Annotated in this window: 20 protein-coding genes; 7 read left to right on the forward strand and 13 right to left on the reverse strand. The window is 43.0% G+C overall.

The window, feature by feature from the left end:
• Positions 1-39 precede the first annotated feature (39 nt).
• Positions 40-4623 (forward strand): transporter substrate-binding domain-containing protein, encoded by a 4584-nt coding sequence (locus KI655_RS05225; RefSeq protein WP_285402397.1) that lies wholly within the window; start codon positions 40-42, stop codon positions 4621-4623.
• 47 nt (positions 4624-4670) lie between these two features.
• Here the strand turns inward: KI655_RS05225 and KI655_RS05230 are convergent, their stop codons facing one another.
• On the reverse strand, positions 4671-5297 hold the full coding sequence (locus KI655_RS05230; protein ID WP_285402398.1) for a DsbA family protein: 627 nt from the start codon (positions 5295-5297) through the stop codon (positions 4671-4673).
• A 75-nt stretch (positions 5298-5372) separates the two neighbouring features.
• Positions 5373-5708, reverse strand: coding sequence for a Grx4 family monothiol glutaredoxin (locus KI655_RS05235; protein ID WP_032551983.1), 336 nt, complete (start codon positions 5706-5708; stop codon positions 5373-5375).
• A 268-nt stretch (positions 5709-5976) separates the two neighbouring features.
• Between KI655_RS05235 and sodB the strand changes: the two genes are divergently transcribed.
• The 3 genes from sodB (at position 5977) to KI655_RS05250 (ending at position 8094) form a co-directional block, all read left to right on the forward strand.
• Positions 5977-6561 carry a superoxide dismutase [Fe] gene (gene sodB / locus KI655_RS05240; RefSeq protein WP_285402399.1) on the forward strand — a complete coding sequence of 195 codons (585 nt, stop codon included), beginning with the start codon at positions 5977-5979 and terminating at the stop codon, positions 6559-6561.
• A gap of 168 nt (positions 6562-6729) precedes the next feature.
• On the forward strand, positions 6730-7233 hold the full coding sequence (locus tag KI655_RS05245) for a VC2046/SO_2500 family protein (RefSeq protein ID WP_285402400.1): 504 nt from the start codon (positions 6730-6732) through the stop codon (positions 7231-7233).
• A 177-nt stretch (positions 7234-7410) separates the two neighbouring features.
• Positions 7411-8094 (forward strand): SDR family oxidoreductase, encoded by a 684-nt coding sequence (locus KI655_RS05250; RefSeq protein WP_285402401.1) that lies wholly within the window; start codon positions 7411-7413, stop codon positions 8092-8094.
• 17 nt (positions 8095-8111) lie between these two features.
• Here KI655_RS05250 and KI655_RS05255 read toward each other — a convergent pair whose 3' ends face one another.
• The 10 genes from KI655_RS05255 to KI655_RS05295 form a co-directional block, all read right to left on the reverse strand.
• Positions 8112-9152: a type II secretion system F family protein gene (locus tag KI655_RS05255; protein WP_285402402.1), complete on the reverse strand. Its 1041-nt coding sequence runs from the start codon at positions 9150-9152 to the stop codon at positions 8112-8114.
• An 8-nt stretch (positions 9153-9160) separates the two neighbouring features.
• Positions 9161-10765: a GspE/PulE family protein gene (locus KI655_RS05260; protein WP_285402403.1), complete on the reverse strand. Its 1605-nt coding sequence runs from the start codon at positions 10763-10765 to the stop codon at positions 9161-9163.
• Positions 10766-10772: 7 nt separating this feature from the next.
• On the reverse strand, positions 10773-12053 hold the full coding sequence (locus KI655_RS05265; protein WP_285402404.1) for a type II secretion system protein: 1281 nt from the start codon (positions 12051-12053) through the stop codon (positions 10773-10775).
• A gap of 4 nt (positions 12054-12057) precedes the next feature.
• Positions 12058-12942: a hypothetical protein gene (locus KI655_RS05270; protein ID WP_285402405.1), complete on the reverse strand. Its 885-nt coding sequence runs from the start codon at positions 12940-12942 to the stop codon at positions 12058-12060.
• Positions 12942-13580 carry a hypothetical protein gene (locus tag KI655_RS05275; protein WP_285402406.1) on the reverse strand — a complete coding sequence of 213 codons (639 nt, stop codon included), beginning with the start codon at positions 13578-13580 and terminating at the stop codon, positions 12942-12944. Before KI655_RS05275 ends, KI655_RS05270 begins: the two co-directional genes overlap by 1 nt.
• A complete protein-coding gene (locus tag KI655_RS05280; RefSeq protein ID WP_285402407.1) occupies positions 13570-14109 on the reverse strand; it encodes a hypothetical protein in 540 nt (179 codons plus the stop codon). The genes KI655_RS05275 and KI655_RS05280 overlap by 11 nt, the downstream gene beginning before the upstream one ends.
• A complete protein-coding gene (locus KI655_RS24155; RefSeq protein WP_373417272.1) occupies positions 14079-14402 on the reverse strand; it encodes a prepilin peptidase in 324 nt (107 codons plus the stop codon). Before KI655_RS24155 ends, KI655_RS05280 begins: the two co-directional genes overlap by 31 nt.
• Positions 14377-15405 carry a LysM peptidoglycan-binding domain-containing protein gene (locus KI655_RS05285; protein ID WP_285402409.1) on the reverse strand — a complete coding sequence of 343 codons (1029 nt, stop codon included), beginning with the start codon at positions 15403-15405 and terminating at the stop codon, positions 14377-14379. Before KI655_RS05285 ends, KI655_RS24155 begins: the two co-directional genes overlap by 26 nt.
• A gap of 8 nt (positions 15406-15413) precedes the next feature.
• Positions 15414-16931 (reverse strand): hypothetical protein, encoded by a 1518-nt coding sequence (locus KI655_RS05290; protein WP_285402411.1) that lies wholly within the window; start codon positions 16929-16931, stop codon positions 15414-15416.
• Positions 16932-17012: 81 nt separating this feature from the next.
• Positions 17013-17690, reverse strand: coding sequence for a prepilin-type N-terminal cleavage/methylation domain-containing protein (locus tag KI655_RS05295; RefSeq protein WP_285402413.1), 678 nt, complete (start codon positions 17688-17690; stop codon positions 17013-17015).
• A 669-nt stretch (positions 17691-18359) separates the two neighbouring features.
• Between KI655_RS05295 and KI655_RS05300 the strand changes: the two genes are divergently transcribed.
• Positions 18360-19826, forward strand: a complete 1467-nt coding sequence (locus tag KI655_RS05300) for a hypothetical protein (RefSeq protein WP_285402415.1) — start codon at positions 18360-18362, stop codon at positions 19824-19826.
• Positions 19827-20016: 190 nt separating this feature from the next.
• Here KI655_RS05300 and adhE read toward each other — a convergent pair whose 3' ends face one another.
• Positions 20017-22722 (reverse strand): bifunctional acetaldehyde-CoA/alcohol dehydrogenase, encoded by a 2706-nt coding sequence (gene adhE / locus KI655_RS05305; RefSeq protein WP_285402417.1) that lies wholly within the window; start codon positions 22720-22722, stop codon positions 20017-20019.
• Positions 22723-23360: 638 nt separating this feature from the next.
• Between adhE and KI655_RS05310 the strand changes: the two genes are divergently transcribed.
• Positions 23361-23999, forward strand: a complete 639-nt coding sequence (locus KI655_RS05310) for a YchE family NAAT transporter (RefSeq protein ID WP_032551978.1) — start codon at positions 23361-23363, stop codon at positions 23997-23999.
• A gap of 130 nt (positions 24000-24129) precedes the next feature.
• A complete protein-coding gene (locus KI655_RS05315; protein WP_285402420.1) occupies positions 24130-24972 on the forward strand; it encodes an ion transporter in 843 nt (280 codons plus the stop codon).
• The last annotated feature ends 540 nt before the right edge of the window (positions 24973-25512 follow it).

Consider the following 25512-nt stretch of genomic DNA (forward strand, 5'->3'; position numbering starts at 1 on the left):
AGCTTACAAAAAATGAACCGCTAACGACAGGATGTCTTCATGCAATACGACGGTATTCAAACCCTAATACAGCGCTTTTTCACCGTTTTGGGCTGCTGGTTGTTATTGGCGCTGCCCAACGCACTGCTGGCTGAGGAGCACTTTCAGACCCTAGATGCTCAACCTTTCGCGACTCAAGCATCAACAACCACTCAAGCAACAGCAAACACTCACTCACCGAATCAAGTCGTGCTTAGGGTTGGTCTACCTGCCTACGATATGGTGCCTTATAGTTATCAACATCAGACTCAGGCTGGCAGCACTGTCACCGAGGGGCTATTGATCACCATGCTAGAGCGAGTCTCAGCCAACGTAGGATTTGATTATGAGATCTATCTCTACCCAACCTTCAGTGCTGTATTGCAAGCCTTTGAGCAAGGTGAACTCGATTTGTTGGTCGGTGTTTCAGCCACAAAAGAGCGTCAAGAATATATGGCGTTCAGTGAGCCGATGTTTTCAATCCGTCGCGCTGTCATCACCCAACAACAAACGGTTAATCAACTGAGTGATCTCGCGACCGCGAATCTTGCTTTAGAAAAAGGCTTCGCACTGAATGAGCTGCTTCCTAGTCTTCTGCCCGATAGTCGAGTGACGACCTTAAATAGTACGCAAGCCGCGTTTTCAGCCATCAAAGAGAATCGCGTTGATGCCTACATCGGTGATGCTCTTGCCCTTTCAGCATTGCTACGCGAGCAGCCTCAAGAGTCATTAATGCTGTCTCTATTGCCAGACTTGCCCGCTGACCACCTGCATTTCGCCATTAAGAAAGGTAAGCACAAGTTGTTGAGCCGCATTAACTTTGCCTTAGAAGACATCAAAGCGGATTCACTCCATTCCATCTATAACCAGTGGCTTGCCCCTTCTCAACACTCGATGCTTTTGGATTATGGCACGCTCAATTTGACCCAAGAAGAGCAAGACTGGTTAGAACGAAATCCGACGATTCCCGTTGGTACTCACAGCCATTGGTACCCGTATGATTTCATCAACGAACAAAAGCAGCACGATGGACTGTCGGCTGATGTTTTAAAGCTGATTGGTAACGTATTAGGTGTCTCTTTTAAGCCCACCACATATCTCACCACCGAGGCAGCAGAGATCGCTTTCAACCGCGGTGAGAGCATGATTCTCACCAACATGACACCCACTTCTGATAAAGCCCGTTACATGGACTTTACCCAAGCCTACAGCTATGAGCCATGGGTGCTATTGAGCCGCTCCGATCGGTTTGGTAACTTCACACCAAGTGGTAATGAGACCATCGGTGTCATTGAAAATAGCGGTGGTGCGACAGTATTGCCATCACTCTGTTTAACCTGTCGTAGCCAGAGTTACATTAATCACGTCAGTGCGTTCCAAGCATTACAGAAAGAGGAGATCGACTTTACACTCACCTCTCTGCATCATGCTGCGCCACTGCTTCATCAAGACTATCTTGGCCAGTTTAAAATCACCGGCACCATTAGCGAACAAAACAACGCGCCACTCGCCATGGCGGTGAATTTTCGTTATCCCATGCTCCTCAGCATTCTAAATAAGGCCATTGGTGCATTGCCGGAAAAAGAGCTTGAAAGACTTGAAAACAAGTGGCTAACCTATGAGTATCAAGAAGGACTATCCCCACGTGAAGTCGCTAAATGGTCAGCGATCATAGGGCTGGCAATTGGATTGATCATCCTAGTGATTGTCTATTGGAATAGAAAGATGGCCGCTGAGATCAAGCAAAGAAAAGTTGCTGAAGAGCGAGCAAAAGCCGCAGAGAACCACTTACAAACACTCGCAGATAACATCGATGGCGTGGTTCTAAAACATATCCAAACCGAGCCAACTCAACCACTAAGCGTTGAGTTCAGCTTTGTCAGCGCCGGCGTTAGTGAGATGTTTGGTTTATGTGCTCAAACCGTCCAAGACACTCCGCAGCGATTATTCGAACTATTCTCAGCAAAAGGACTTCGTCAACTTGAGAGCACCATACTAGAGGTAGCAGACACTAAACACTGGGAGAGCGAACAGAAAGTACAGTTACCCTCTGGTGAGATCAAGTGGGTTAAATTCAGCAGTCAAGTATCGAGCAACTCAAGTGAAATCACTGCCGTACCGTCGAAGAAGCATAGTTCCGACCGTGATGTTGAAAGCAAGGCGAAGCCAGCATTGGAGTGGAATACCGTTATCACCGATATCACCCTCCTAAAGAAGCAACAACAGGCATTGGACAACGCGAGACAAAAAGCTGAAAGCGCGACAGCTGCGAAGTCACAGTTCTTGGCCACCATCAGCCACGAGGTACGCACACCCATCAGTGGCATTCTTGGCCTATTGGAACTGATGCAGGAACACCATTTAAGCGAAGAGCTACAGAGCCTGCACGGTGGGTTAAACCAGTCGGCTCGGAACCTACTCCATATCGTGAATGATGTGCTTGATTACTCCAAGATTGAAGCAGGTAAATTAGAACTCAACCCAACAGAGATTGAGCTTGGCAAGGTACTGGCACGTATCGTTCAGCCGCAGTCGATACATGCTCAGCAAAAAGGCCTAGCGTTCCACTTCTGGCAAGATCCTACGCTCGCACAATGGCTGTTTGCCGACGATATCAGGCTGCACCAAATTCTGAATAACTTCCTTAATAATGCGATCAAATTCACCGAACATGGCACGATTTCACTGCATGTTAATGTTATTGAGCGCAATCAACACCAGCAGAAGATAAGCTTAACTGTTTCAGACACTGGCATCGGCATCCCGAAGGACAAGCAAGATGCACTCTTCCAACCTTTTGAACAAGTCGACAAAACCACTAGCCGCAGATTTGGCGGTACAGGACTTGGGCTCTCGATTGCAACCAAACTCATTGAACAAATGGAGGGGACATTATCGCTCAACAGTGAGGAAGGAAGAGGCAGTGACTTTACCGTCACACTTACACTCCCAGTCTGTATAGGCGAAAGTGAAGAGCCAACAACAGGCTTGGCCTTGCCTCAATTGCTCAAAGAAGACGCTCAATGCAGCCCAAGCCAAACACAAAACTCCTCTTCAGTGGTTTACATTGTGGGTTTTTTCTTACAACAAGAAGAGCTGTGCCGTTACCTGAAACACCTTCAACTTGAGCCTAAAGTTCTGCACATCAATCAGAAAGATCTGTTGCAAGAATCTATTACTCGACACAACCCAAAACACATCTTTGTCGCAATGTCGGTATGGCAACAACTGGCAATCACTGATGCCTGGATTCAAGCCCACGCTCAGGCAACCCGATTTACAGTCATTAACCAAAACCCTATGCTCTCGCCTGAACCACTCGGCTGCTCTTGGTGTTTATCCGTAAATCCACTCCTGCCCGATAACTTGGTTCATGTTCTCACTAAACCCGTGAGCCACGAACTCGTCCCAATGGAGACTAATGCAGAGAAAAGCGCCCGCTTTAACCAAGAAACCCGCGAGCAAGCAGAACAGAATGGACGACTGATTTTAGTCGCAGAAGATCACCCAATTAACCAACAAGTCATCGCAAAGCAACTGGCAAACATTGGTGTTCACGCTGATATTGTAGACAACGGACAACTGGCGCTTAATGCACTCAAAGAGAAAAGATACGGACTGCTATTAACAGATTGTCATATGCCAGAGATGGATGGCTACACACTAGCTGCAAGCATTCGTCAAGCCGAACAACAGTGCGATGAAGTCCATAATGCTTTGAAACGAAAACAGTTAGACACGCCAGATGAAGAACTGCCAGAACAAGAAGTGATGGCGCTGCGTCAATCAGGAGCAAGCTTTACGGCTCATCGTTTTAATGCGTTAGATCGTTCTAAAGTGTTAAATAGCAAGGAATCTACCGAGCTCGCACCATTGATTGAATACCGTTTACCTATCGTCGCGCTTACTGCTAATGCCGTTCAAGGTGAAGATGAAAATTGCTACGCCCACGGTATGGATGACTTCTTAGTCAAGCCTGTCTCAATCAAGCAGATGACGCTAACCTTAGAAAAGTGGCTACCCTCCCTCAATCACATTTCAGCCAATGAGCCCGAAGCGATACCGAAAGAGACAAGCATCGACACATCGGATGAAATCAATGAGTTCTCCGCACTGTTTCAAGGTATAGAAGAGAGCTTTGAAGCGACCGCAGAGGCAACACAAGCAAAACCAATCACAGTACAAGTGACCAATGATGAGCCCGTCACCATTATTGACTTTAAAGGGCTAAATGATCTGTTTGGTGATGCCGATGTGGCAATGTCACTACTTATGGAATTTGAGACAAGCTTTATCAAAGATTGGAAGACGATTGAACAATTGTGGCTGGATCAGAAGTTCAAATCGCTTAAGACTGCTGCTCATCGCGTTAAGGGGGCTGCGAAAATGGTTGCTTGTGACGCACTGGCCAATCCGCTGGCTAGTATTGAAGCTCTATCAGATGATCTTGCCGCACAATCGGTCGATGTATCAACAGTTGAAGCCCAAATGAATGGCTACCTTCAAGACGTTCAACGAGTATCATCGCAATTCACACGAGAGCTCGAACAACTGCGAGCAACCCAAACCAAAACGCCACAATCAAAGGCCTACTCTTTTGAGTAAGCCTTGAGATCATTAATATGCTCGCTTGCCACGTTCAGACGCTGCGATTAAGCGGGCGTATTATTGAGGATAATCTCGCGAATAGATTTAAGCGTTGCCTCCGTCGAGTGGTAGTCCAACTCAACCTCGGTGAAAATGCCATCCACTTCAAGCATTAAAGTTGGGTAAGAGTAGACACCCATCGCTTCTTTAAAGCTTAGCTGATCGTCTAGCTCGCCTTCTAAAAGCTTACCTGAAAGGTCGTTTTCAAACTGCTGCACGTTCATTCCAAGCTCTTCAGCCAATTGTAAATGCGTGTCTGTGCTGTGAGGCAGCATAGCGCGCAGGTAGTAAGCATGCTGAATAGCTTCAAGCATCTCTTCGTAATGATCTTGAAATCCTGCGGCAATCACAGCTCGACAAGCAGGATACGTGCTGCGAACAGGCTGACATTCGGTCCAGAACTCATAGTTGAACTCTGTTCCAAGCTTGGCTTCGATCTGCTTCCAAATCGCTTGTAGCTTCTGCTTCATCTCACCTGACATAGGCTCATCAGAATCCGGTGCAAGGCCACCAACCACGTAATTAAACTCGATGCTCGCAGGCAACTGCTGTTTAAGAAGTTTTAATGTCGGCTTGTATCCCCAACACCAACTGCACATTGGATCGTGGACATAGTGAAGTTTTACATTCATTGCATTTCCCTTATACCAATAAAAAAGGAGCCCAACGGCCCCTTTTCTCATTGAGTGTCGCTATAAGCTCAGCTCTTATGCTTCGTCGCCAGCAACTTTCGCTGCAGCTTCTTTGATAAGAGGCTGAAGTTCGCCTTTTTGGAACATCTCTAGAATGATGTCACAGCCACCGATCAGCTCACCTTCAACCCAAAGTTGTGGGAATGTTGGCCACTGTGCGTAAGCTGGTAGCTCAGCACGAATGTCAGGGTTTTGTAGGATGTCCACGTAAGCAAACTTTTCACCACATGCCATTAGCGCTTGAGATGCTTGAGAAGAAAAACCACAGCTTGGTAGTTTAGGAGAACCTTTCATGTAAAGTAGAATGGCATTTTCTTCAATTTGCTGTTTGATTTTATCGATAGTTTCCATTGCTTCCTCGTTAATGGATTACGGCTTTGTTGGCTTTATTCTACCCCAAACCCCAAGAATAAAAACCATATAAAAAAAATGGTTAAAGAGTTAAGGTAAGATTTCATAGAAAATCACACAAATGTGCTTTTAATAAAGTAAAAACTTGCTAAACTATATCGCAAGTCAGCAAATTGACCGTAGCCTGCAAAAAGTAAGCTATGAATAATAAATAACACTGGAAGCAATCGAAAGAGGTAACTCTTTCATATCAATGGAGAATTGAGCAATGGCATTTGAACTACCAGCTCTACCTTACGCGAAAGACGCACTAGAACCACACATCTCTGCAGAGACTCTAGATTTCCACCACGGTAAGCACCACAACACTTACGTTGTTAAGCTAAACGGTCTTATCCCTGGTACTGAGTTCGAAGGTAAAACACTAGAAGAGATCATCAAGACTTCTACTGGTGGCGTATTCAACAACGCAGCTCAAATCTGGAACCACACTTTCTACTGGCACTGTCTAGCTCCTAAAGCTGGCGGTGAACCAACAGGTGCAGTTGCAGAAGCAATCAACGCTTCATTCGGCTCTTTCGAAGAGTTCAAAGCAAAATTCACTGATTCAGCAATCAACAACTTCGGTTCTTCTTGGACTTGGCTTGTTAAGAACGCTGACGGTTCTCTGGCGATCGTTAACACGTCTAACGCAGCGACTCCTCTAACAGAAGAAGGTGTTACTCCACTTCTAACTGTTGACCTATGGGAACACGCTTACTACATCGACTTCCGTAACGTACGTCCAGATTACATGAACGCTTTCTGGGCTCTAGTTAACTGGGAATTCGTTGCAGCGAACCTAGCTAAATAATTGGCATTCAGCTGATTCTGATAAAAGCTCACGCATGCGTGGGCTTTTTTGTTTTTGACTCCCACACTTCCTCCCTGATTAAAATAAAACCAATCAATTACTTAATCGCTTTTAGCACTAAAGTTTGAGCAAGGCTTGCCGTTATAGGTGTATCTAAAGAGAGGCACCATGCAAGTAAACACACTCGACAATAACGTCATTATTAACGAACTCAAGTTCGGGACTGGAATCAACCAAGCGGTTGAACAAGGTCGCCGTGCCGATTTCGCGTTGCTGCTGTCTATGTTTTCCGATGATGTTCGTGATAACACGCCTCTGGATGTTTTGTCAGTAGAAGACACAACAGAAAGTAAATTGCGCCAACAATTTGGTGTCGCAGAGCCGCAGCCTTTACGCTCGAATCAATCTTCTTATGATATTTCAGCCAAGCAATCACAAGGCTTTCATGAAGGCGGCTTGCCGAGTGCCAAACTGAACCACTACCTCACTCCTGAAGCGCTGGCATTTCTACCAGAAGGAACACACGACTTCCCTGAAGAGGTTTACCATAACCTGTCCACACATGAACGTCGCAAGTTAGCCAAGCAACCACCAGCGGATTTGCCAAACGCAACGCTATACAACGACCTCACCACCGCTCAACGTCAATTCCATATTCAGGCTCAAGCTTAACCTCACGGAAACATTGAGCAGTGTGATATATTTCACGCACATACCCACAAAGTGTGAGCTGACACTAAGTTCATATAAAGTTCTGTATTTTCACTGCTTAGTTTGAGCTAATTCACACCAATCGTATATTTTTTAACCCACTCTTAGCTAAACACGACTACTCATTTAGGTCTAGGAATGGAAATAAAAAGCTCTATCATTTTGGTGACATCCGCTGGGTCACAACTTGGGGGAACCATCGCAAACCATTTTGTTAATTTGGGTGCGACCGTCATTCTTTGTGATATTGACAGTGCAAGCCTAGATGAAACCTATCAGCTGTGTTCACGCTATTCGACGTCAGTGTATAGCTACCCAATAGAACGCTATGACAGCCAAACCATACTCAAGGTGTTCGATTTTATTCAACTGACATTTGGCACCACACCGGATGTTCTGGTGAACAATTGGGTAAGTACGCCAATGCCAACTCTCACCGGAACACAACCCGTCAGCTGCTTTATCGATAACCTTTCCGCTATGGCTTCTACCCTTTTCTCATTCGGGCAAGCAAGCGTAGACAGGCTCAGACAAGCCAATAAGCAAGGGGTGATAGTCAATGTGATCTCCCATGATGATTTTCGAGATGTCTCTGGCTTAGAGAGCGCCAATTCGATGATCACAGGTTTTACCCACAGCTGGGCCAAAGAACTGACCCCTTTCAATATACGAGTCGGTGGAGTCATACCAGCCATTCACAATGCCGATGGCAAACTCAATAAGTGTCACTGGGCGCAGCTGCAAGATGAACTCACCCGCACCGCCGAATATATCGTTTCTAACGACTACTTCAGCGGCCGAGTGGTGGCGGCAGAATTGTAAATATAGAAAGAAGAGTTCTACTTACCAATAAGTTGAGTCAACATGAATATGGAGTAGTAGATACAGCCAGTTAGCACAGCAAGAAGCGCGAGAATTGCAGTGTTAATATTAGTCGCCAGCTTTTTGAAGTGCTTGTCCAAACGTGCTTCCGTTCTTCGAGCTATCTTGGCGATATTCTTACCCATGTTTCCGCGCTCTAAGAAGATAGCGACATCCGCCATCGTCTCGATATCAAACAGACCAACATTGATGATGTCATGAGATGCTTGACCCTTACGGATGTTTTTTGCCATTTTTTCGGTCTTGTCTTCAATCCATCCTTTACTGTTCCTTTCAATAATCTTGATTGACTCAATCAGAGAGACACCTGAAGACAATAAAACAGCAAGGGACTGTAAAAAGTAGGTCGCCGAGATGCTCTTATGTGTACAAAACGGAGGTAAGGGATCAAGCTTCATGCGTATTGGCGACTTAGAATAGACGCAGTAATAACGCAGCAGAAAAACAAAAACCAAAATAGCCAGAACCATAAATATACTTTGATACGAGGTGAAGAACTTACCCATCGAATACATTGTGCTTGAAATCGTTGGCCACTTATCTAAAGGTATCGCTTGTTCAAAAACGGGAAACACCTTTATAGAGAAGAACACAACCACACCGATAGCAACAGCGATACTAAACAAAGGTTTCAACGTTGCCGCTAGTACTTCATTTTTTATTTTCTGCTTTAGTGTTGCCATATCACTAAGGGCTTTAAAGGCCACGACGAGTTCACCGGTTTTTTCTGCGACCGCTAGGACAATCAATTCGCTTTCTGGTACATAACCCTTAAATATCTTTTCAAGCTTGCTACCCTTCTTAAACTCTTTAAGCCATTTTCCGTAGAGCTGCTCTTTCTTTTTGTGTCGCGTTTTAGCAGCAATGTCTTGCATCTGTTGAATCGCTAGAAACAGTGAAATCCCCTCTTCCAACATTGATGAACACTTATCATAGAAAGAGATGCGGTCTTGAACACTGAGATACCTTGTGGTTCCCACTTTCATTTTTGATAGCATTTTACCCCCTACTCAATAAAGCCAAACTTGGATTCAAACTCAATCGGGCACAACAATCCGTTTGTCATTAACTCTTGCGCCTTTTCTCTCAGAGTTTTGCCGAGTGCCTTATCGCTCCCATAGGAATTAACCCATGCAGTATAGAGCTCTAATGAGTCTTCTTTTGCCAATGCTGACAATATGTGGTCATCCACGGCGAGCATTTCAGCCACGACTCTTCGGCCAACGTTGCCTGTAAAATCACATTGAGTACAGCCTTCAGGATTAGTGAATCTCAGAGTATTTCTATCGTCGGACGTTAACGTGAGTGACTGGTTGATACGAGCGATAGTTTCCGGCATTACACCTTTATTAGCGGCACTGTACAGAGAAAAACTACACTCTGTACAAATCACTTTGATCAACTTCTGACAAATCACGCCTGACCAGAAATCAACAGAGGCTTGCTTTTTAAAGCTCACTCCTAGGCTTGATAAACGCTGTGCTGCACCGACCACAGATGAAGCGTGCAGTGTCGATACCGCGATATGCCCACCTTCCACAATATCAACGAGTGCAGTAGCAGTATGAGGGTCTCGCGTTTCACCTATCAGCAGCACATCTGGATCTCGTCTCATCGCTGAATAGATTGCTGGCATAAAGGCATTCTTGTCTGAGTTCAGCGTTCGGACTACAGAAGTCTGTATCGCACCACCAATATCATACTCCACAGGGTCTTCTACCGTTAACATTGAGATTTTCTTGTCGTGGAATTCGTAATAGAGCCACTCGAGCATGGCCTTAATTGTGGTCGACTTACCAGAACCAGTTGTCCCGCATACAACAATAAGTCCATTTGGGCGACTGAACATTTTCTTCAGTGCAGCCATCTGCTGAATATCAAAACCCAGCGCCTTGATCGCGTCCGAATAGCTTTTTTGTGGTTGATCTAGGTCGACCTGCTTCTTCTTACCGCCCAGTACCCTCAATACGACGTGGTAAGACTCACCATCGAGAGAATGGATTGGCATATGAGCGTAACGAAATGTGTAGTTAACACCTGAGATTTCCATCGCGATCACCGCATCTTGTGGCTCTCGTCGGTTCCACGCTATCCCTTTACCCGATGCGTTCACGTTATAGAGAACGCTCATCATCATGTCACAATCATTCGGGTGAATCTGGCTGTAGGGAACAACGCTACCAAGCTTTCTCATGCTCACTATGGCAATGTTTTTTTCTCGAATAATATGAACATCAGAAGCTCCCTCAATAACAGCTCCCGACAATAATTCGCGAACTCTTAGCTCCGCTTGACTCATTAGAAGAACGTTGTCTTGTGTATCAAAGTCTTTTCTTAAGTACTGCGAGATATTGTCTTGGACAAGAATAAAAAACTCGTCCGCACACTCATACACTTTCGATACTATCGGCAAATCAGCAGAACTTAGTCGGTCATTGATAACAATCAGCTCTCGATTGTCGAACTTTGATGTCTTGATGAATGCATAAACAATATCTTCGGGATCAATAACCAATATGACATTCCTAAAATCACCAAATATCTCATCGGTAACAATTCGCTCATAAAAACCCAGTTGGTCGACTGATTTTATTTCTTCGTATTTAATCATTTAGTAGTTACCGCGCTATACCACACCAAGTCATCACATTAAATCGCGATGCCGTTGAATCAGAGCCACCTGTTGTCCCCATCGAGGCGACATTCGACTCAATCACCCAATCATTCCCATCGCGCCTCCAGCCGACACCGACTAAGCCCACCTCACTTGATGTTCCATAGTCCGGGGCAGATGTCTCCATATCACCCCAGTTTCCATCAACGGCATCTGCCAACTGTGAGTCAGTAAAGCCTGATATACTAGCTGCAATACTTGGCACGGTACCAACAGGACAAACCGGTACAGGGACGCGCTCATTGGTATTAACAGAATAGATGGTAGGGCTGGTCCTTAAATTACCCTCCACGTCTTGGTTGACGAATTGGCCCTGACTTCGAGTAACAACATTAATGTCTCTACCAGTAGATGAAGTGAGGTTGATGTTTGCTTGATCATTTAATCCATCTAGCGCAACGTTCAGGCACACTTCTTCCGGAGCACCACCCGGTGCCATAACCGTCCAACACAAAGGAGAGCCGGCTTCTATGTTGACACTGCCATCAGCACGCAGGAACTCACCTCGTCTAACACCAATTGAAACTTCCAAGAATGTAGCCCTAGCTCCACCCGTGTCCAATGTGGCTTCGATCTCTTGCATCGTATATGGAAAAATCTGTACTTGATCAGGGACAGCAATACCATTCATGACTAAGGAGCTTTCGAAACCATCAACTAAGTTCGTTAATTGAGTCAGGCGATTGTCATCATCACCATAGAGAAAACCTCCAATGTCTAAACGAATATTAAATACGTCTCCAGTGTGAACCATTGCAGGGCTATCTTCTTCCAACTCATCTCGTAGGGTTACTGTCTCACCCGCAACGACAATCGTCACTGCATCTAACGCTTCACCCTCATTACCAACAACTTCAATACCATCCTCTTGAAATGTTTGTCGAAATGGACACGGAAGAAACAACGTACCTTCTGGAAAGTCATCTCTATTTAGTGAACCAGCACCAACATCTTCTGGAATACCGTTGTTCTCGGTACTGCCGCAGTCACTAAACTTAAAATCAACATAATTGTTATACTCTCCTGTAGCTAAAGGCACGATAGTATCCTGAGCTCTTGCTCGGACACCTAAGACTAAATTGGCGATGCGAACCCCAGATTCATAACTGAGTTTTTGGTTAAACCGGGTGGTATAACCCGATAATTGCGTTGCTGCGATGATTCCAAATATCGCCATTACAATGAGCATTTCAAGTAATGTAAAACCTGTGTATCTACTCTTCATGTAACTAACCACGCACGATTAAGTTGAGCGACAGTTTGTAGCCAACGCTGCTTTTAAGATGGCTATTTTTTTGAGGATACTCGAAGCTTTTTACTTTCCACTGCCAAGGTGACACGGTATCAAAAGCATCAACGAATTTATAAAGCTCAGATGGTGTTGTAGTGTAAACATCTAACTCTTGGACATAGCGTACTTTTGACAGCTCATTAAACTTCACCATATCTTGATAGCTGTATGGAAGATTCTTCTTTGGCTTAATATCAAGGTAAACTTGTCCATCTTTGTATAAATTGACAATACCGTTCATTTCATCCACCAATTCCATCACATCACTAAGTGGAGGCTGACTATCTACGCAAGCTTCTTCCAGCGATGTTTCTACAACAGAAGCCATTGAAAAGTTATTAATACTCAATGCAGTAAACTTTTGATCAAATGAGTAAGTGAACTGACTTTCACCGTCATAGCTAGCATTCAGCTCATCTAGCAGGAAGCGAATAGCATTCACTGCTGATTTCTTGTCCTGGACAGAAGAGGAAACTTTGAGGTTTGCGTTACATTTCCCATCATTACATCGGGCGCTATTGACATTCCATCCCGGAAATTGTTCATAGTGTCCGTAAACCCAATACGTAACCAGCGGTTCAATTTTTGACATGTCAATTGCAGAACAAAATTCACGAATTTTATTATCAACACTAATATCGGCCTTTTTCTTTAGAGACGTTTTTAGCAGCGCCTGCCGCTTAACTTCATTCTCTTTCTCTATCACCTTTGGTCGTTCGTAAATAAAATACCTAGACAGGCTAGATATAAAAACTAGCGTGATAGATATAGCAAATACAATCACACACATTTTAACTGTTTTTTTGTCTACACTGATGTTCATTAATAAAGTCCGAAACTAATATTCCAACCTGTATAAATAGAAACAATGAAAGATAAGGTGATTGCACTAGATATAATGACCTTTTCTCTTAAACTCTTAGTCACTGGTCTAAATCGGTACTGTGATAATTCACTGTCAGTCAAGTCTTCAGGTTTAACATCTAATACATCGTAATCACTAATCCCTTTTAGCGCAGCGATCACTTCTATACTGTCTATTGCTAAAGCACGGGTTTTATAACATGCAGGGAATTCCTCATTAATAGTCAAGATAACTCCACCTTGTATACCCCATATATAGTACTGTTCATCATCAGGATTCTTTACTATAAAAAAATGGTTGCCGTTAACAAGTGCAGGATCCTTGATCATTGGGATCACAGCCATGAGTAAAGGGGTATCTTTCGTCGATGTGAAGTATTGGTTATATTCCCATTCAATATTTGAATCAAAACTGAAGTAGTAAAGAAATTTCCTGTTTATTCTATTTTCTTCACAATATGGGACAACTTCACTGTCTTTTAACGTATAGACTCGTGTTTGATACTCAATGTTGCAATCTTCAAAAGTGGAAAGTGATTCAATCGTTGACTTCTTTTTTTCCCTAGAGAGTTTAAGATTCAACTTACTACTCAACATAGACTTCTTTCCTGTCATCTTTAGTGGAAACAACTAACATGCCAGAGCCATAGTCAAACTTATACTTACCAACACGAGTACTCTTTTTATTTAATGAATATCGAATCCCATCCATCATAATGACGCCGTTAATACGATTCCCTACTTCAGCAAAGCTTAATATGTTTACCTCAGGTATCATATCTTTACGTTTAGGTGCCATCGGTCTAGCCGGTGCTGCCAATTGTTGAGTTACATTAACAGGTTGAGCCTTAGGTTTCGGCTGCGTTTTCTCTTTCAATTTTTGCTCTTCACTGGCAACAGATATCTTAAGTCGAACCAAAGAAAGATACTCTTGAAGGCGAGCTTTCTCACTTCTTATTTTCTCAATTTCTTCATTATATTTTATATACTGTTCTATCTTAGATTCCATTTTACTCGCATGAACTTGCATTGTGTCTATTTTCTTATTTACACCCTGCACTTCTTCTGCTGTTAATTCAAAAGAAGAAAATATAGCTAGAATCGTAACAAATATACACCTGTACATAAAAGTGCTCCTGAAATAATCTCACCATAGAGATATTTTTTATCTAAATAACGATGGCAACAACGGCTCTTCCCTCTGAGGTACATCGTCGATAGCAAAGGAAAGTATTCTTTTATCGAAAGTTTGTGTCCACAAAGATCACAACGCGAACTTGAAATTAAAGAAAATAGAATAGGCCACTTGTATATAAAGATTCGCTCGCTAATACACTGCAGAAAGCTATATAAAGTTGAGCCAATAATAAAAATGATAGAATAAGCAAAAATACTAGTCATAAACGCGGTACACATCATTCTTGCTGTAGTAGCGAACTTTTGTTCTAGATTGGTTCAGATATAAATCTTCAGCGACTTGTTCAACAATTTGGTTTGCAGTATTGCCCTTGTATTCCAAATCAGCAGCAACTTTAAAATCAGTTTGAGATTCCCAAATACACTTCAACTCTTCGCTACGACACCAGTTAAGGAACTGCTTTTTAAACGATTTTTTCTCTGCAAGTTTAAAAGACGAGATAGCCCGCGCCTGTTTTTTAGCTTCTACCGGCTGAGAGTCAATCAGCTTGCTTGCTACCACTGATGTTTCAACGACAACTGGCTCTAAATTGATTGGCTTAGTAATCTCTGATTTAACATCAGCCTGATTGAGTTCAGCTGTTTTGCTCGTCTTACCGTTACTTTTCTCACCTGGAACGGACGGTGTATCTTGAAATACTGGCTCTTCCGCTTCTACTTTTTGTTTCGCATCGCCTGTTATCTCGTTTAGCGTGCTCTTTGCGACAGGCGGCGCTAATTTTTGGGATATAACATTGAGTCGTGTACCAATAGGTAATAGGTCAATATTACCACCTACTTGCTCAACCCAAGCCATATTCTCATCCGTCAGTTGCTGCAAGGTCATTTGGTGGGAGTATGCAACCTCAGATGCCGTGTCTCCGCTCACTACGGTATATTTCATATAGTGATTTAGCTCTTCACTCGAGACAATTTCTACTGCCTGACTTCCCTCTCCAGCGATGTCGAGATCGGCTTTCTCCTCGGAAATGGGTTGTTTATCATTACCATGACTTGGTAAAGAGACATCTAACTTGGTTCCGATAAATAGCTTGTCTAGATTACTTTTTACACTCTCAACCCAGTGTGGATTCTGGTTGGCTAATTGGGACAAAGTCAGCTGATGGTTAAATGCAACTTGAGACGCAGTATCGCCCCTAACGACTGTATAAAGGTTTTCGGCAGACTGCCCATGAGTACCAGCAGACAAGGCTGATAGTAGAATACATAGTTTCGCGAGTTTCATAATATTTCCTATATCACCCTTGGTTCGATCAAAATAACTATCTTGCTGCGGTCTAGGTCTCGGTTGTTAGAACCACCAAAGATAATGGTTCCTGGAGCCGCTGAACTGTCACTGGTTCTAGCACTATTCTCTTCATATCCAGCGAGCAGAATCACATCGCCGCTATTTACACGAAATGATTGTAAAAACTGACGATTGAATACGGTTGGAAGCGTAATGCCTTGGTCTTCGGTTAATCCGACTAACTCATTTTGGGTAATGTGGGTGGTTACCGATATTTTATCGTTGACCGCCAATGCCTTGAACATCATGTTAAAACCTTCGTTGATCACGTCGGTTCCGACTTCCCTAATCTCCCTATCCAAATCCTTGTCATATTCCGTTGTTACGGTTGAAATATAACTTTGCTCTTTAGCAATACTTAATGGGGTAGGAACACCATTCTGAGTGAGCAAATCTGCTTTAGTAGAAAGCAGTGAATGCGTATTGTTGAAATAACTGCGTAATATTAGATCGGTTGTTGAAGAACCATCTTTTTTAAAGCCTAAATCAAGACCGGCGATATTATCGCTAAATGACGAAGATGGAATTATTGAAGTTGAACCACTCGTAATTATCGAATCCCAATCTAAACCCAACTTATTGACATCGTTGTCCCCATAGCGCAACACTGTGACTAAAAGCAAAATTTGTTGCTCTAGTACTTGGTTGTAATCATCGACAAGTCTTTTCACTTGTCTTAAATAGGATGGTCTTTCGACAACTAGTAACGACCCTGTCGTATTATTGGCTCTGACTGTCCCCTCCTCAGAAAGCAGCATTTCCACCTCTTCCATTAGAGAGGCTTTAAGATCATAAGAAAGATCCATTGAGCCAGAGAAAGACCCACTACCACCTGCCGAATTAGATGCTGTTTCTAAGCTCGCTTCCATTGACGATAGCAAGCCAGCAAGTGGGATATTCTCCATACTACAGCGTGATACTACGTATTGGTCGTCATAAAATTTTACCGATACGTCATATATATTTTCTAAGGATTTAAAGAGGCCGGATAACTTCCCATCATAGATAAACTTTTTATAGTCCTCACTCAGTTGAGTGGATTCTTGAGGCATTGCTGCCCCACCAGCTAACGGCAGAGAACCAAGTGCATCAGTAATAGCATTCGAGCTATCGTTGCTGCCACCACTTTCTGAATCTTCGGTTAAACAGTTATTGATGTAGTTACCTTGATAAAGAAGAAGAGCATTCATTTCTTCAATGATCATCTGTACGGTAGCTTTGTCTGTAAAGCTAAAGCTGATATCTTCATCTTTGTAAAAGCTATTGATCTGGAATTCATTTCCTGGCTCAAATAGCATCGAGTGATCAACCACTTCTAAATAGTTTGTTTTTCTCTCTTTACTCTTATCTAGCTCTGTATCAATACGCTGCTGCGTTTCAGAGTTTTGTGGCAATTCTACATATTCGCTGGTAGAACAACCTAATATGAGTAAAGGCAGAATTACAGTTATTAATTTTTTCATATTAATTCCGGATTACGGGTTGGGTGCAAATTGAATTAAGTGCTCTAACAGTAGAGCACTTATAAACTAGAAATTCATCAGTTAATAAAAACCAACTACTAGCATTGCATTACTATCTTCTGCGGCTGTAGTACATCTCGTATCGACTTCATCTACAGTTCTATCAATTTCTACCTCACCACCTACAACAAACTCCGCCAAGCCGGTAATACCGCCTTCAGCAATATCACTAGTTGTAGCTAGGACTGTAGGAGCCGTGCCAGCACCTCCAGTTTCAAGAGCGATATATTCAAAGGTGCTATCATCAATAGTTGTTAAGATATTTTGACACGAATCTAAACTAAGACCTGCGACTTTTATTGCTGCACCACCATCCGTTTGCCCATTTGTTTCTACAGGACCAAATACAAAATCAGCTCCAAACGGATTCAACGTATCTGCACGTTCTAGAAGCGAACTCGTTGCACCTGATGCACCGCCAAGGCCAGTGTAAGTTCCTTGAGTTTTATAGCCTTTTTGTAGCTTTACCTTTACTGTACTTAAATTTGCGATCACATCTGATTCATCCATACTGCGAAATACCGATGTCGAAAGCGCAACAATACCCGCTGTAATTAGACCAATAATACCAATCACAATAAGCATTTCTATCAATGCAATACCTTGATTTTTCTTCTTTGAGTTTTTAACTCGACCTTTATTCAGGTTCACTACTTTCTCCTTGAACTTATAATTGTATTTTAATGGGGCTACAAACATTAGCAGCCCTTAAATTAAGCTAAATTACAAACCAGTCATTAATACGAATTTTTATTACGTTAAATCCGTCACTACTCATAGGCAATGAGAGCTAATCAACCATAAGAACAACAAGATTTACTAATTACAAAAATGCGATTAAAGACAAAGCCACATCGTTATTAATAACAATTTAGTAATTAATAACAGGACGCTATTTACTTTATTACTAATGATATTTTAGATCAACCCTAAAGAGGTAGTTTGCATTAAAAATACATATTCAGCCAATACCAAACCACAACATGGTATAGCATACCAACACTATTTGAGTTATCTTTAAAATATTCTAAAACTTAACCTAAACAGACTTAAATATCATTAAGCTCATTTCTTATACTAGTACTTTCAATATGTGACTTTAAAGGGTTTAGTGAGGTTATTTTTAGTTTATTAATATTACAAGCAAAGATTATATAAAATAGAAGCCCATAAATCGCAGTTTATAAAACAAACCTTAAAAACATTAAATTTAAATTAAAAAAGATACGAGTTTTTTATAAACAACAAATAGACCCAGCGTTAATTTTAATTAAAAAATATGACTATTAGGCACATAAACATATACAAGCCGGAATAGTTGATCAGATATTTATCAACAAGTTCACCTTCATAAAAGCAGGAGAAATAATGAGAAGTAACACTTTCACACGTACATCCATACTGCCACTTTTAATTGGAATACCTATATCATTCTCGACCAATGCTGGAGTTCAAGGAGATTTTAAATCTGGCGGTTCAGGCGGCGGGGCAATGGATATCGAATACGTAAATAATTATCCTTATTCACGATGTTCACAAGAAAATATACCATCCGAGGATTGTAAAGAATTTGGCTATGTTTTTGGCGAAGAACCCATCACGTTCAAGCAGTTTATCGACTTAGTGATGAACACCAGTGCGGAGCAATACCGTGCAGACATGGTTTCAGATAACTACAACGTACCAGATAACTTCCACTGGCTATTGCCGACAGAAGAAAACCTTCGCTATGCAAAATCACAAGGGATGTTGCAAGGAGATAACCTTTATCCCGTCTTTGTTGATGACGGCAATAAAGATGAATACCTCACTGAAAGAGAGATTCAACTAGTGCACCTTCCCGGAGCAAGCCTACCTGATACAGTCAATGATGATACAGAGGTTGTCGGGCTACTTGCCGCCTATGCCCTGGACTCAGACGGTAACATTATCCCAGGTACCCCTGGCGAACCAGGCTCTCCGGGTAAAATAGATCCAGATAAAGGTGAAATAATCATTCTTGATCCACATGAACCACCTCCTCCACCGCCACCACCTCCTTCAGTTCTTGATACTATTGAATCCATATATTTTTCTACACAGTACAAAACTGATCACGGCATGGACGGTCAACTAAGAAAGGGAGGCATTGAGTTTAAGCAGCAAGAAGATAATGATCGCTATAGTGTTACAAACATTCTGTGGCAACTTAGACACGACCAGACGCTCAAAACTTGGGTCACTTCAGAACACCAAGAATTTTCAAGAACAACACCGGTGGCAAAACCGTGTATCTCTGGGATACATATTAGGGAAAAAGGAGGCGCAGACCACTATTTCGAACCAAAAACTTCCTTTTGTCACAATAGGATTGGTGGTAAGGGTAATCCACCCTCTGTCTTTAAGCTGCCATCGAGTGGTCTTAAAAAGGTCAACTCAAAGCCTCAAGCAGTATCTCCAGACATCCAACCAAATGTCAGTATGGTTAAAGATGGGTTGAAACGAGTGGGTTACTATACTTTAGACTTAACTGAGAATGAATATATTGCGCTGGGGCAACCACGAACCGTTACATTCAAGTGGAAATATGGCGAGTTCGGAGAACTCCAATCAAACAGTACGTCAGTGAAGTTCGATTCAGGACAAGCATATGCTCGTTTTCGCTACAGAACCGGTGCGAAATCAAAAGTGTCTGGGAATTTTAAGCCTTTTTGCTTAGATTGGACTCAATTACAAGGTGACCTATATATCGACACCTATGTGATACGTAGTGGTAATTCGTTATGCGACCAAACTTCTGACGGTAAGGCAACAACAGAAACGCTTTACTTTTATTCTCATGAAAGTGCCGAATAGCTCAATTTGATCCGTGAGTATACTAACTTAGCTTCGCTAATCATGATAAGTAAAAGCTCCTGTCAGCTTCAGTGAAATTGTTAGTTTCAATTCTGATCAAAAAAAGCCCCAGTCTCTCGACTGGGGCTTTGTTCTTTTCCCGATTGTAGATTTACGTGCTAGCGAAAATCTATCTCAAAACTGAATCTAATTAAGCGTCAGCTTTTTCTTTTTTAGCTTTAGGCGCTTTAGCGTCTGCTGGTTTTTGGTCAGCTTTCTTAAGGATTACAGTAGTACCTTCGAAAGTTTCACCTTCAACGTAAGCTTGGCCGTGGTAAGACGCTAGTAGTACGTCTTTAAGCTCAGTGATTAGTGGGTAACGTGGGTTCGCACCAGTACATTGGTCATCGAACGCTTCTACCGCTAACTCATCAAGCTTAGCTACGAAGTCAGCTTCAGAAACACCCGCTTCTTTGATTGACTTAGGAATGTCTAGGTCGCCTTTCAGCTCGTCTAGCCATGCTAGTAGACGTTCAATCTTCTGAGCAGTGCGGTCACCAGCTTGGCTTAGGCCTAGGTGGTCAGCAACTTCAGCGTAACGACGACGTGCTTGTGGACGGTCGTACTGAGAGAATGCAGTCTGCTTAGTTGGGTTATCGTTCGCGTTGTAACGTACCACGTTAGAGATTAGTAGTGCGTTCGCCAGACCGTGTGGTAGGTGGAACTCAGCACCAATCTTGTGCGCCATAGAGTGACAAACACCTAGGAATGCGTTCGCGAATGCTACACCAGCGATAGTTGCTGCGTTGTGTACTTTCTCACGAGCGATTGGGTCGTTTGCACCGTTCGCGTAGCTTGATGGTAGGTACTCTTTAAGCATCTTAAGTGCTTGTAGAGCTTGACCATCAGAGTATTCGTTAGCAAGAACAGATACGTAAGCTTCTAGAGCGTGAGTTACTGCATCGTAACCACCGAATGCTGTTAGAGACTTAGGCATGTTCATTACTAGGTTAGCATCAACGATAGCCATGTTTGGCGTGATTTCGTAGTCAGCTAGTGGGTACTTAGCACCAGTCTTGTCGTCAGTAACAACCGCGAATGGAGTAACTTCTGAACCAGTACCTGACGTTGTAGTGATACATACAAGCTCAGCTTTCTTACCCATTTTAGGGAACTTGTAGATACGTTTACGGATGTCCATAAAGCGCATTGCTAGTTCTTCGAAGTGAGTTTCTGGGTGCTCGTACATTACCCACATGATCTTCGCAGCATCCATTGGTGAACCACCACCTAGAGCTAGGATAACGTCAGGTTGGAAGCTCTTCATTGCTTCTGCACCTTTCTCAACAACAGATAGTGTTGGATCCGCTTCTACGTCGAAGAATGTTTGAACTTCGATGCCTTGCTCTTTAAGCAGTTTAACTACTTCATCAGCGTAACCGTTGTTGAATAGGAAACGGTCAGTTACTAGGAATGCGCGTTTCTTACCTTCTAGGTCGCTCATTGCGATTGGAAGGCTACCACGACGGAAGTAGATAGACTTAGGTAGTTTGTGCCACAACATGTTTTCAGCTCGCTTAGCTACAGTTTTCTTGTTGATAAGGTGCTTAGGACCTACGTTCTCAGAGATAGAGTTACCACCCCAAGAACCACAACCAAGAGTTAGAGACGGTGCTACGTTAAAGTTGTAAAGGTCACCGATACCACCGTGAGTAGTTGGGATGTTTACAAGGATACGTGCAGTCTTCATCTTGTCACCGAAGTAACGGATGCGGTCTGCGTTAACGTCTTGGTTAGTGTAAAGACCAGATGTGTGACCGATACCACCGATTTCAACCATAGTTACCGCTTGAGCAACTGCGTCTTCGAAGTTGTCAGCACGGAATAGACCTAGAGTTGGAGATAGTTTCTCGTGAGCGAATTCGTCATCGTAAGAAACTTTACCTAGACCTTCACCAACAAGCACTTTAGTGTCTGCAGGAACTTTAACACCAGCCATTTCAGCGATTGCTGGAGCAGGTTGGCCTACGATTTTCGCGTTTAGGTTACCGTCGATTAGAAGTACTTTACGTACTTTGTCAGCGTCAGCTTTAGATAGAACGTGAGCTTTGTGAGATGCGAAACGCTCTTTTACTTCGTCGTATACTTCGCTAACTACGATAGCTGCTTGCTCAGAAGCACATACTACGCCGTTATCGAAAGTCTTAGACATAAGGATAGAAGCTACAGCACGCTTGATGTCAGCTGTTTCATCGATAACTACAGGAACGTTACCTGCACCTACACCGATTGCTGGCTTACCAGAAGAGTATGCTGCTTTAACCATGCCTGGACCACCAGTTGCAAGGATAAGTGCGATACCGTCGTGCTTCATAAGAGCGTTAGAAAGCTCTACAGATGGTTGGTCGATCCAACCGATGATGTCTTTTGGAGCACCCGCTGCTACTGCTGCGTCTAGAACTAGTTTAGCTGCATCGTTTGTAGAGTTCTTCGCACGTGGGTGTGGAGAGAAGATGATGCCGTTACGAGTTTTAAGTGAGATAAGAGACTTAAAGATCGCAGTAGAAGTTGGGTTAGTTGTTGGTACGATACCACAGATGATACCTACAGGTTCTGCGATAGTCATTGTACCTAGGTTGTCATCTTCTTCTAAGATGCCACACGTTTTTTCGTCTTTGTATTTGTTGTAGATAAATTCTGATGCGAAGTGGTTTTTGATTACCTTATCTTCAACAATACCCATTCCAGATTCTGCTACCGCTTGTTGAGCTAGCGGGATACGAGCATGGTTAGCTGCAAGTGAAGCTGCGCGGAAGATTGCATCTACTTTTTCTTGAGAGAAAGTTGCGAACTCTTCTTGTGCTGCTTTAACGCGTGCTACTAGAGCATCTAGTTCAGCTAAGTTAGTTACAGGCATGGTGGATCTCCTAAAATAATAAATATTAAAAACTTTTTATTAATTTCACTGTGTCATTACTCGGTTGCCAACAGCGTTCTTAGTAAATTGCTTTCGGAACTGAGTATATTATTTCAGTGTGTGAAAAAAATTGACCCAGATCAGTTACCCAAAAGGAATTAACCAATAAGTGGTAAGGCAATCGCAAAAATGTCGTTAAAGCCATGATTTATATAGACTAAAATCACAATTTACATTCGAACAAAAAACAAGCAAACGGATAATTTTTTTCTAATTAATGTCATATTCTGTAAAAAAGTTTCATTTTTAATCAGCTTACTTACATGTACACGGCAAAAACTGTGCTACTGAGAGTATATCCATCCCGTTGCAACGGGGGAGAAACTGTCATAATTTTTATTAAAAGCGTGCGCGAGATAACATTTAGACCAAATCAAGTTACAACATGAAACACCAAAGAACATCCTGCAACATTCAAATTACACATCTATTACTCAATTAGTTTTTCTAAAAAACAGCCCCCATTTCAGGTTAGTTTTTTTCATTCGCGCTCTTTGAATTTGTCCCTTACATTACGCACTCTGATATAGGTCAGATCAAACTCACTTTACTATTAACGCTAACTGGAGATCGCTCTCATGCAAGGTTTAGAACTCGCAATCTTTCTGCAATTCTTCCTTGGGCTTGTCGCCGCTGTAAACCCTATCGGCATCATGCCTGTTTTTGTTTCTCTCACGGCCCATATGCCGCCAGAAGAGAGGAATCGAACGGCACTACAAGCTAACGTCGCAGTAGCAGTTATATTGATTGTGTCATTAGTGGCCGGACAAATGCTGTTGGACATGTTCAGCATCTCTTTAGATTCATTCCGAGTGGCGGGTGGCTTACTGCTTCTTAGCATCGCGTTTTCAATGATGAGCGGTAAGCTAGGTGAAGATAAGCAGAACAAACAAGAGAAGTCAGAATACGTAAGCAGAGAGCAAATCGGTGTAGTACCTCTTGCGATGCCGCTCATGGCAGGTCCAGGTGCGATCAGTTCAACCATTGTTTACGGCTCTCGCTACCCAGCGGCCATTGATACTGTGGGTATTGGCATTAGCATCGTCGCTTTTGCAACCTGTTCATGGTTACTGTTCCGTTCTGCACCCGTGATTGTGCGCTTCCTAGGCCAAACAGGCATCAACGTGATCACCCGTATCATGGGTCTGATTCTTGGTGCACTGGGTATCGAGTTCATTGCCAACGGTCTTCGCAACCTATTCCCAGGTTTGGCGTAATAAAGAAAACGTTTAACCGACACTAAAAAACGCTATCGAGGCGAGTAAAGCATGGGCTTTCACTCGCCTCATTTATTTCATCCGAGTATGATGTTTACCAAGTCATTACAATAAGCACATTTTTACAACTATGCCTCGACACTCTCTTAAGCATCACCTCTATGTCATCATTTTTGGTACACATACCCGAGCAGGGCGTATCTTTGATATCTCGCTGATTGTTGCCATTATTGCGTCTTTAGTGGTTTTGATTCTCGAGTCACTACCTAACGTCATGACAGCTTGGTCACAAGAGCTTCGCTACATTGAGTACACCTTTACCGCACTATTCACCATTGAGTATCTTTTAAGACTCTACTGCTCACCAAAGCCGAAATCTTACGCCACCAGCTTCTATGGCGTGGTCGACCTACTCGCGATTCTGCCAACCTATCTAGCGATACTCTTCCCAGGTGCCTCGTTCATGGGTGTGATCAGGCTTCTTCGTGTAATGCGTATCTTCCGTATCCTAAAGCTCGTTCGCTACTTACAAGATTCCAATATCCTTTTGCGTTCGCTGTTGATGGCACGACGTAAGATCCTGATCTTCTTCAGTACAGTGGGTATCTTAGTGACCATTTTTGGCTCACTGATTTTTGTTATCGAAGGCCCTGATAATGGCTTTACCAGTATTCCACAAAGTATCTACTGGGCGATCGTCACCATCACTACCGTCGGCTATGGCGACATGGTTCCACAGACGGTACTGGGTAAAGCTATTGCGTCACTGACCATGCTATTGGGTTATTCAATTCTAGCGGTACCAACAGGTATCATTACTGCTGAACTGAGTAATGAGATGAACGCCCACAAAGAGCTGGTCAAGTGTCCTAATTGTAATCGTTCCGGGCATGACTCGGATGCGATGCACTGTAAGCATTGTGGTAGTGAGTTGGCTGACCCAGATAAACGGGTTGTGGTTGAGGATGAATAGAGCAGATGCGGGATTCGAGTGGCGAGATGCGAAGGGATTTAAAAGCAGATACGAGATTCGGGTAGCGAGATGCGAAGGGATTTAAAAGCAGATACGAGATTCGGGTATCGAGATGCGAAGGGATTTAAGAGTAGTTCCTAGAGCCGGATAACAAGATATCAGGGGACTAGAAAGGGTGACATTCATTGTCACCCTTTTTGATGTTGGTTCACTGAGCCAAAACGGGATTCCCGACTACGCTCCTTCGTCGCTATCGGGAATGACATTAGTTTAGAAATAATCTCCTATCATCATTCAAAGTGAGTGAACGAATCACCATCCTATTCAAGAGATATCTCTACTTGCCTACTAAAAACTAAGTTTTCCACGATTACATTTCGTCAGTATTGGAAACGACGTTGGTTTGGACGCGAACTCTCGTCATCCTCAAGAGTGAGGGACGAGCGAGTTGGGGATCTTTGTTTTTTGTGGCGTAAAGGACAAGATTTGTATCTAAACAAATTGGACTTTAGATAAACCCGCCATCGGCGATCAAAAAAG

The organism is Vibrio sp. D404a, assembly GCF_030248535.1.
GTDB lineage: Bacteria > Pseudomonadota > Gammaproteobacteria > Enterobacterales > Vibrionaceae > Vibrio.